The sequence below is a fragment of the Croceicoccus sp. genome (assembly GCF_983967925.1).
In genome coordinates this window covers 1-8,898 of sequence record NZ_CFETID010000051.1, presented here as the reverse complement: position 1 = coordinate 8,898, position 8,898 = coordinate 1, and the positions used below count along the sequence as shown (strand labels likewise).

Annotated in this window: 9 protein-coding genes and 1 pseudogene; 4 read left to right on the top strand and 6 right to left on the bottom strand. The window is 55.8% G+C overall.

The window, feature by feature from the left end:
- The first annotated feature begins 216 nt into the window (after window positions 1-216).
- The 4 genes from AC4FIJ_RS16075 (at window position 217) to AC4FIJ_RS16060 (ending at window position 5,833) form a co-directional block, all read left to right on the top strand.
- Window positions 217-3,270, top strand: a complete 3,054-nt coding sequence (locus AC4FIJ_RS16075) for a PAS domain S-box protein (RefSeq protein ID WP_490337645.1) — start codon at window positions 217-219, stop codon at window positions 3,268-3,270.
- Between the two features lie 8 nt (window positions 3,271-3,278).
- Window positions 3,279-3,677, top strand: a complete 399-nt coding sequence (locus tag AC4FIJ_RS16070; protein WP_490337644.1) for a response regulator transcription factor — start codon at window positions 3,279-3,281, stop codon at window positions 3,675-3,677.
- Window positions 3,678-4,038: 361 nt separating this feature from the next.
- Complete coding sequence (locus AC4FIJ_RS16065; RefSeq protein ID WP_490337643.1) at window positions 4,039-4,626, top strand: PilZ domain-containing protein; 588 nt, start codon at window positions 4,039-4,041, stop codon at window positions 4,624-4,626.
- A 574-nt stretch (window positions 4,627-5,200) separates the two neighbouring features.
- Entirely contained in the window at window positions 5,201-5,833 is a 633-nt protein-coding gene (locus AC4FIJ_RS16060) for a tyrosine-type recombinase/integrase (RefSeq protein ID WP_490337642.1), read from the top strand.
- Here AC4FIJ_RS16060 and AC4FIJ_RS16055 read toward each other — a convergent pair.
- The 6 genes and pseudogenes from AC4FIJ_RS16055 to AC4FIJ_RS16030 form a co-directional block, all read right to left on the bottom strand.
- Complete coding sequence (locus tag AC4FIJ_RS16055) at window positions 5,805-6,170, bottom strand: hypothetical protein (RefSeq protein WP_490337641.1); 366 nt, start codon at window positions 6,168-6,170, stop codon at window positions 5,805-5,807. The genes AC4FIJ_RS16060 and AC4FIJ_RS16055 overlap by 29 nt on opposite strands.
- A 6-nt stretch (window positions 6,171-6,176) precedes the next feature.
- Window positions 6,177-6,422, bottom strand: a pseudogene (locus AC4FIJ_RS16050) (DUF2779 domain-containing protein); the annotation flags it as partial.
- A 27-nt stretch (window positions 6,423-6,449) separates the two neighbouring features.
- Window positions 6,450-7,043 carry a hypothetical protein gene (locus tag AC4FIJ_RS16045; RefSeq protein ID WP_490337640.1) on the bottom strand — a complete coding sequence of 198 codons (594 nt, stop codon included), beginning with the start codon at window positions 7,041-7,043 and terminating at the stop codon, window positions 6,450-6,452.
- A 38-nt stretch (window positions 7,044-7,081) separates the two neighbouring features.
- Entirely contained in the window at window positions 7,082-7,309 is a 228-nt protein-coding gene (locus AC4FIJ_RS16040; RefSeq protein ID WP_490337639.1) for a hypothetical protein, read from the bottom strand.
- Complete coding sequence (locus tag AC4FIJ_RS16035; protein WP_490337638.1) at window positions 7,309-7,785, bottom strand: hypothetical protein; 477 nt, start codon at window positions 7,783-7,785, stop codon at window positions 7,309-7,311. Before AC4FIJ_RS16035 ends, AC4FIJ_RS16040 begins: the two co-directional genes overlap by 1 nt.
- 368 nt (window positions 7,786-8,153) lie before the next feature.
- Window positions 8,154-8,898, bottom strand: a 745-nt coding sequence (locus AC4FIJ_RS16030) for a HipA domain-containing protein (protein WP_490337637.1), incomplete at its 5' end; no start/stop codon positions are given.

Genomic DNA, 8,898 nt, shown 5'->3' with positions numbered 1-8,898 from the left:
CCATCGGCCGCCGCAAATGGGCCCGTAGGTTCTGATCAGTGCAGGTTGGTATAAGTCGGCGGTCCAGGCCTCCAATGCGATGTCCAGACCATTGAACCATAAGGAAGGTCCTCTCACGAGAGGCGAATAGCCATAGCCGACAGTCCTGACGGCTTTAACCATTTTTCGACGTCCGTGCTTCAGAGATTCCCGATCAATCAGTCGGGAGGATCAAGCATGGGGTCGGCAGCGCTGCAGCGTTTGGGAAGACATACTGCATTGCTCTTTGCGGTGAGTCTTATTTTCGGACTTACCGCCTATGCCGGTATCACATTGACGCGTGACAGCGGGAGGATTGCCGCTGTTTGGGCGCCAAACGCCATCCTCCTTTGCGTCCTATTGAAGGCCAAAAGAGATGCATGGCTGCCCCTCCTAGCCACCTGTTTCGCATCTAATGTCATTGCCAATTTTGCTGTGGGTGATGCCGCAATAATGGCAGTAAGTCTGTCAGCGATAAATGCGCTGGAGATCTGCGCGGCGCTTCTCACGCTAAATCATTTGGGGGTCATGCGGCCTGGCTTTACTGAATACCGACAGATTGGCGTTTTTGCTCTGGTCGCCACTTTAGCCTGCAGTTTCTCGTCCCTTTGTGCGTCATTGTATCTCTATCTGGCGATGCAGGCTGAATTCAGCGCGGTTTTTTGGGAGTGGTTCCGCGCGGATGCGTTAGGGCTTCTCATAGTCACGCCAGCACTCACGATACTGGTTGATGCTTGGTCTCAGCGTCATAAGTTAACAAGGCGGATGATAATCGAGGGGGTGCTGATCATCGGGGTCGGCACGTCGATCAGCGTCTACACCTTTTGGCAAACCCGCTTTCCATTCCTGTTTCTCGATGCGCCAATCGTTCTGCTTTATGCGTTTCGCTTAGGTGCCTTGGGCAATGCCATAGCAATATTGAATCTCGCGATCGTCGCCAGCGTGGCTACAACCTATGGACACGGTCCAATCAATCTGGTTCGCGGTGACCTTTCAGACAAACTTTTCGTACTTCAGGTTTTTTTAGCGAGTAGTTTCGCCATTGGCCTTCCAATCGCAGCCCTACTTCGAGGAAAGAGACTTGCTGAAGATCGGTTCAAGCAAATTGCGGAACTCTCGCCAGTCGGCATTTTCCAAACCTCATCTTCGGGTGAGCTGCTCTATGCCAATGCTGCCCTCTGGGACCAAGTTGGCAGCCGTGAGCAACTGCTTCGATCGACGCTCTGGGAGAGAATCTCCGACGTGCCGTCGGAGAAGGGCGAATCCACGGTCTTTCGAGAATTCAGTGGGCGAACATTACGAGTGCGGTCCCAAAGGATAGAGAATGATGAGGGAGAACATAACGGCGTTCTCGGTGCTGTGATTGATCTAACTTCTGAAACTGCAGCCCAGCAGAGGCTTCTGGAAGCGAAGAGAACGTTCGAAACCCTTACTGATCTTTCTCCTGCGGGTATCTTCCGCACTGCTGCAGATGGCAACTGCACCTATGTCAATCGCGCTTGGGAAATCCTCGCCGGCATGGATGCGTTTTGTGCGACCGGAAAAGGTTGGACGCGTTCGTTGCACCCGGAAGATCGAGATCGCGTTGTTAGGACCTGGGAAACGGCCACAGCCAATGGCGATGGCTATGCTGATGAGTTTCGTTTTGCTCATTCAGACGGTTCAATTCGCTGGGCTGCTGTGCTTGCCCGCCCTGAGAAAAAGTCCGATGGCTCAATCGCGGCCTACGTTGGCGTCGCAATGGACATTACGGATCGCAAATCGGCAGAGATCGAGCTTTTGGAGGCACGTCGCCAAGCTGATGAAGCGGCTGCCTCAAAGGCGCAATTTCTTGCCAATATGAGCCATGAGATCCGCACGCCGATGAATGGCGTTCTTGGATTTGCACAAATTCTGGCGAAGGAAGATTTGCCGCAGGCTCAAAAGCAGATGATTGAGCTGATCGTTCAATCTGGAAAAAACATGCTCAGCCTATTGAATGATATTCTCGATGTTTCGAAAATGGAGGCTGGCAAACTAACGCTAGTCTCAGAACCGATTAATGTCAGGCAGCAAATTCTGATGGCAGTTGAAGCGCTACGCGCTTTAGCGCAAAACAAGGGGCTCGAACTGACCTGCAACATAGCACCTGCGGTTCCAGATGTATTACAAAGCGACCCGCTTAGACTACGGCAGATTTTAAATAACGTGATAGGGAACGCCATCAAATTTACGGATGAAGGGGCCGTTTCAGTCTATGTGAGTGTCGAGGACTTCGAGAGTGGTGATGTGCTCAAAATCAGAGTTACGGATACTGGTGTTGGCATAGCTCCAGAAAAATTGGAGATGATTTTTGGTTACTTCGACCAGGCTGAAGCTGGGGTGAGCAATCGCTTTGGCGGAACCGGACTTGGGCTTGCAATAACCAAAAACTTGGTCACCGCGTTTGGTGGATCTGTTGAGGTGCACTCCGGAATTGGGTCCGGCTCAATATTCAACATTCGCTTACCGATCGTCTGCGGTAGAGGCGAAGACGCGGTCGATATGGCTCTGGTATCTCAGAACGACGCTCGCACCGCTGAATCTCCCCTAGAACCGCTGCGATTGCTCGTCGCTGAAGACAATGAGATCAACGTTCTTGTCCTGCAATCGATGCTGGAAAGGCTTGGTTTGCAAGCCATAATCGCTTCCAACGGTTTAGAAGCTTTGCAAATCATTGAGGATGCTACAAAAACTGGCCAGCGTTTCGATCTGGTTCTGATGGATATACGCATGCCGGAGATGGATGGATTAGAAGCTACGCGGCAACTCAGAGAAAGGGGGTATTCCGCTGCAGATCTTCCGATCGTAGCGTTGACCGCGAATTCATCTGCTGACGATATAGAAAATTGTCGGCGGATCGGTATGCAGGGGCATCTGAGCAAACCCTTGGCGATTGAAGATTTGCGCGCTGCACTGGTCGAATTTGGAGCACGGAGAGACCTAAGCGTCGAAGGGCAAGGTCGGACGATCGATCGATTGGCGATCGCCTACAAAAAGCAGCGAGATCGAATGTTCGCCAACCTAGCCTTGTATATTAGCGCTGCGGAGGGTTTCGATCATGACGCGCTGCTGTCGGATATGCACCAGATTGCTGGAACCGCGGCTTATTTTAATGAGAGAGAATTGGGGGAGGCATGCCGCCAGGGCGAGGCAGCCCTTATGCATCTGACGGGGATGGAACTTCGTGAAAAACTCGAACAATTGTTCGCCTTTCAGAGGGTTTCCAGATAGATGGAGATATGGGCCGTATAATCCTAGCCGAAGATGATCCAATTATGGGCGAGATGGTCAGCGAACGACTTTTTCAAGCGGGCCATGCAGTTGGATGGCTTCGTGACGGAGGCTCAGCGCTAGATGCTATGCGCTTCCGAGCACCGCACCTGGCAATCCTTGATCAGAAAATGCCGGTCTTGCATGGCGGCGCGGTGCTTCAGCAAATGCGGATCGACCCCGACTTGGCAATGGTTCCTGTGATGATGCTGACCTCTGTCGCGGGTGAGCAGGACCAGAAGATTGCATTTTATGAAGGTGCGGATGAATATCTGACCAAACCTGTCGATCTTGATCGAATGGTACTGGTTGCCGAACACCTCATGAACAATCGATTTAGGCGAACAAGTGGTATCCCGACCGTCTAACTCCCTGCATGCAGGCAAGGACGACGTGTGATCTCGGCGGCGCGGAGCGCAGGTTAAGCGCAGGGAACCGCCCCGCGGGGGTCCTGGTCAGCGGGGCGGTTCTTCAGCGCGCAGTGCTATAACATCTCCACTAGCTGAATGGTCGCCCGACGCTATCCGCAGGCTGTATACTGCAGCACGCCCCCTCTTTGCGAACTCAAGCAATGAGATCAGGTAATTGCCGTTAACAGTATGTTTTTATGCTGTTTTAACTATCGGCAGACCAAGAATTGTCGATGCCTGAGCGGCATGCGTTTGATAGCATCGAAATAGCCTGATTGCGTGTGATGAAATAGTATTTGGCTCGCCAAGGGGGTGAAAGGTGCCACACATAGATGAAGATCGTCGGGCATTTGCCCGAAGCAGGAGCGTCTACAGACCAGCAATCATCGAGACCGCGAAGTATTCCGGCTTCTGTATGGTCAAGGATCTTTCTCCTGAAGGAGTGATGGTCGAAACATGTGCCGATCTGGACGAAGGTGATTTGCTGCGATTAGGGTTCACCGAACATGAGATGCTCGCAGGCCAAGTTGTTTGGTCAGCGGGCGGAAGGCTCGGAATCAGGTTCGCTTGCCCGATCGATGTCAGCAAGGTTCTCGGCGGATCGGCATCAGAGGAACCGACCCGCCCGCCCCGACTGCCCATTGTTTGCACTGTCGAAGTGGCCGATAGCGTAACCTCCAGTCGAAACCAGGTTTTAAATATCTCGACAAGAGGTTTCAGAATAAAGTCATCGGCCTTTAAGGTTGGCGAAAAGCTGTTTGTTGAAATCACCGGGATGCCACGAAAGAAGGCCGTTGTACGCTGGACAGGAGAAGGCGAGACCGGATTCGAGTTTTTGATGCCACTTTCATATGGCGAGCTTGAGTCTTGGACCGTTCGGCGCCAAACCGATACGGAAGCTGCCTGAACATGCTTTTCTATGCTGCGCAATGCATCTCTATAACGAGAAGAGTGCGAGGTATGACCCAGCTACCATGAGCAATCAGGAAAGGGTCAGGGTCGTTATTCGGCCCTCGTCTGGCTGAGTGTTTCGCAATAGGACTTGCAGAAAAAGTTGGGCCGGTACCTATAATTCGAATTGCCCACGTTTCGCATATCACGATATATCTTGCGCCCGTTTGAGGGGTCGCAAGTGCTTGATTATATACCAGACGCCACTGCTGCATTAAGAGTGCTACGGCTACGGTCAGAGCAAATCATTGGCCTCGCGGAAAGCTTCAAGACCCGTGGTGACCCTAATATGGCGCGTCAGCTAGAGGATCTGGCTGACAATATCCGGTCCGCAGAAAGGGTATTGTCTGGCGCGATCTCTAATGCATTAAAGACGAGCCGGTAACCCGTATATCGACCCCCAACTGGGCCGTACCGGCGGCTTAGCGACTTGGGTGGCGATAGCCTGAAACTAAGAAGCCTTCGACCACGTCCGGTTCTCCAAAATTGGGTACTCTCCCTTTGGCCAATCAGGCCATCGGAGAAGTGCTATGGGACATTCAGATCTAGACCCCGCCATTCACGATCAGCGGCCCTGGAATGCAGGACAGACCATCGGGCCTAAACGCCCGCTGAAGCCGAGAGATATTTGGGCAATCCGGTTCTTCCTTGATGAACACAAGCGCATACGAGACCGGGCCTTGTTTGACCTAGCCATCGACAGCAAACTACGAGGCTGTGATCTCGTGAAAATCCGGATCGGCGATCTGGTAAGCGGATGTACCGTTCGTAATCGAGCAACTGTCATCCAGCAGAAGACCCGACGCCCCGTCCAGTTCGAGATCATGACGGAGGCACGAAAGAGCCTGACCGTTTGGCTTGAACGACGGGGAGGATCATTCCTCAATTACGTGTTTCCCAGCAGGATCGACTACCAGGGTCACTTGAGTACCCGACAATATGCGCGGCTTGTCGATGAATGGGTTTCGACGGTCGGGCTCGACAAGCGGGAGTATGGGACGCATTCGCTTCGGCGCACAAAGGCTTCGATCATCTACAAGGCCACGGGTAACCTGAGGGCGGTGCAGATATTGCTGGGGCACACCAACATCGAGAACACGGTTCGCTATCTGGGCGTCGATATCGACGATGCTCTCACACTCTCGGAGCGAACTGAAGTTTAACAGAATGCTCGCCCCTTGGGCGGCAACCCAAGGGGCCGGTCCAGCCCGTGAACGAAGGACAGCTTCTAGCTTGCTCATTCGGAGCAGCGAATGTCTCCTTTGTCGGCGACTGATGATCACGATGGAGTCCCGAACCGTTGTCCGTTTTCCAGCATCTGCTCCCGAGAGCTGTCGGTCCGCTATCGGCCAGTTTGAGCCGGTCAGCGCGGGCGGTCTGGCGTTGCTGCGCCGACGATCCCCGCACCTCGTCCTCGATGGCGTAGAGCAAAGCAATGCGACGCAGGACTCCGGCGGCCACCGGCGAGCTATCGGCCAGTTCATAGAACTTGCGCCGCACTTGCGCTCAGCGGAACGCCAGCGAGACGCTGCGTGCAAACGGAGCGTGGTAAGCGATAATCGCGCCCGCGGCAGGGATCTGCTCGACAAGAGCTTCGGCAGAGGTACGGCGCGGATCGGCACCATCTGTCGATAGGAACTCGGAGTGAGTCATCGCTCCGTCTTCCTGTTCGAGGTGCAGCGAGAACTGGAAAGGAATCTGCTGATAGGGACGCATGCCGATCCAGCGCGGCACGGCAAAAGCGATGGTCTCGAAATCGAGCCACCCCCGCGGCCAACCCTATTGCATCATCTCGGCCGCGGCACCGCCGCGGTCATGGAAGGGCGTGCCGCTGACCGTTGCCACGTGGACGATGGCGTTCACACCTGACAAACGGTCTGGCGGGACATCGAGCAGATCGTCATAGCCGCGCACTCGCCATGCGGCCCCGGCCCCGCGCGGCAGCACCGTCACCGGCCATTCCGGTGGCAGCGGCTCTCCCCTGCGGCAATGTGCGGCGAATTCGCAATCATGCGGGCTGCTGCAATGATCGCCCGGCGCAGTCTGCGGCTCCTCGCCATTCAGCACCGGCCGTACGGAGCGGACCACCTCATCGCGACCCGCAATGATCCCGTCCAATTTCCCCAGCATGTCGGCATCGTGCAGGAGACCGTCGAGTTCGCCCGGAACCTGCAGTATGAACCGGTTATCCACGTGGCGGATTGCGGCCGACCGCACATCGATGCCGCAGCCCTGTAGTACCCATACCTGCGTCGCAAGATCGCCCACGTGGTAGTCCTTTGGCGCGGTCGAACTTTTCACTTCGGCGACATGCCAGCCACCATCCGGCAGCCGCTCCATCACATCGACCCTGACGAGCACACCCTCGTGCATGAAGGTCGCCTCGAACAGCGGGCCGGGATGGTCCTCTGCTATGAGGCGCGCCGTGGTTTCCAGCGCTGCGCCAGATCAGGTTCGGCCTCGATCATCATGCCACCGGGATGCAGCGCGCAAGCCACCTCGCCCACTTCGTTGCCAATGGCGAACAGCGCTTCGGCACCCTCGCTCTGGTCGGCAAGTTCACGGCGATGGACCTGAAGCCAGAGCCGGCGCGGGCATTGCTCGAAGGCCGCAATCCGGGATTTGGAGAGCCCCGACATCAGGCCGCGGCCGCGTAAGCCATGGAGCTTCTGCGCATTTCACTGCGCCTTGCGGCGAGGAAGTCGAGCCGGCCCTGCGCGATTGCTGCCATGCCGCGCAAGTCCTCGACCAGCTCGACCATCGCCAGTCGCCGAAGTTCGGGTGGAGCTCTTTCGATAACGGCGCAGTGCGCTGCCACCAGTGCTGGAATGTGGCTACGCAATTGCTCGACGATCTGATCCGTCATCGCATCGAGATCGCCAGAGGCGGCGCGGGCAAGCAGCAACGCACAAGGCGAGCGCGCTTCGAGCAAGGGCGTGGCATACTCCGGACAGCAGGCGAGCGCGCTTCCGAAGGCGTCTTCGACCTCGTGACTTCTTCTGGGAATCTGCCGGGCAGACGCGCAGGCATCCTGCATCGGCTTGCGCCTTCCAATTGCCTGCAGCGAACTGATCGCAAGCCTGAGTAAGACAAACATGAGAAACGAGGCGAGCATCACAGAGCATCTCCTAGTGGCCGCGAATCCGACCGTCTGAAGTGATGCTTCGCTTCCTACAGGCCTGCGACAGTTTCGGTCATAGCCAGCGTGTCATGCTGCTTTCGCCATCGTCTCAAGCTTCGTATGGCGTCATCGCATGGTATTCCAGCTGAAGATCGATTTGATGCGATCAAGCAGGTTGGTCTCATCGAGACCCCGCATCCGGCCATACTTGCGGATACGCGCGGTTTCGGAAAGCGGCCGGCTTCCCAAGCCTGGAGTTATGCCACCGCTCTTATGGATCGTGTACCGCGACATTGCCGCCATTTTACGCGATCGGCTTGTCGACGGAAAGGAACAACCGGCCCCTTTCCGCAGATCCATTATTATGCGAGCTTCAGCGATACTCGCCCAGCACGGTCATGGATGAGAGCAGCCAGAGCCGTAACAGCCGATCGATCGGTCAGACCTGGCGTCTCCCAACCCGCCTCAACACCGCTCATGATGCGTTCGCAAAGCAAAGGACCGCGTTCCCGGACAAGCTTGAAGTCCACACCCGCATCGGCAGCAAATCGCTCAAAGCTGCCGGTCGACATGGCTTCGAGCGTTCTGGAACCTCCATATTTCATCGCGAACCTGTTCGACAGCTCAGGCCAGACTACCGTGGAGACCAGATCGTAAAGCGGCGCGAGCACCACCTCCCCGTTCGCCTTACGCAGAAGGCTGAAGTTCTTGGCATGCGCATCGGCATTGCCAATGACGAGATTGAAGAGCGCAGCATCGATCAGCTTGAGAATTTCCGCCTCGGGATCTGTCGCGGTGCGCCTGACGAGATCGACGCAGTCCCGGAACACCGGCCCGCCATCGCTTGCATACTTCTTCGAGGGAAGAACACCCAACGTCTGCGCGAAGTCTTCCTGGTGCAACCGCCGTGTCGTTCCGCTTTCGGTGATCCGGTCATAGCGCGAGACGAGCAGGAAAGCCCTGCCTCGGGCCGAACGCCATTCGGCTTCTGCTGCGCTTAAGCCGATGCTTCTCGCCAATGTCAGACAGAACGCCTCGTTTGCCGCCAGTCTCGGAAACCTCTCAGGCTCGGGCTTGATGATATGGGTGGTCGCCTGCCCCGGTGAT

Excerpts from the sequence above, each read along its gene's own strand:
- AC4FIJ_RS16060 (WP_490337642.1), top strand. The coding sequence starts at position 5,201 with ATGGGACATTCAGATCTAGACCCCGCCATTCACGATCAGCGGCCCTGG.
- AC4FIJ_RS16045 (WP_490337640.1), bottom strand. The coding sequence starts at position 7,043 with ATGCACGAGGGTGTGCTCGTCAGGGTCGATGTGATGGAGCGGCTGCCG.
- AC4FIJ_RS16040 (WP_490337639.1), bottom strand. The coding sequence starts at position 7,309 with ATGTCGGGGCTCTCCAAATCCCGGATTGCGGCCTTCGAGCAATGCCCG.
- AC4FIJ_RS16070 (WP_490337644.1), top strand. The coding sequence starts at position 3,279 with ATGGGCCGTATAATCCTAGCCGAAGATGATCCAATTATGGGCGAGATG.
- AC4FIJ_RS16035 (WP_490337638.1), bottom strand. The coding sequence starts at position 7,785 with ATGCTCGCCTCGTTTCTCATGTTTGTCTTACTCAGGCTTGCGATCAGT.
- AC4FIJ_RS16075 (WP_490337645.1), top strand. The coding sequence starts at position 217 with ATGGGGTCGGCAGCGCTGCAGCGTTTGGGAAGACATACTGCATTGCTC.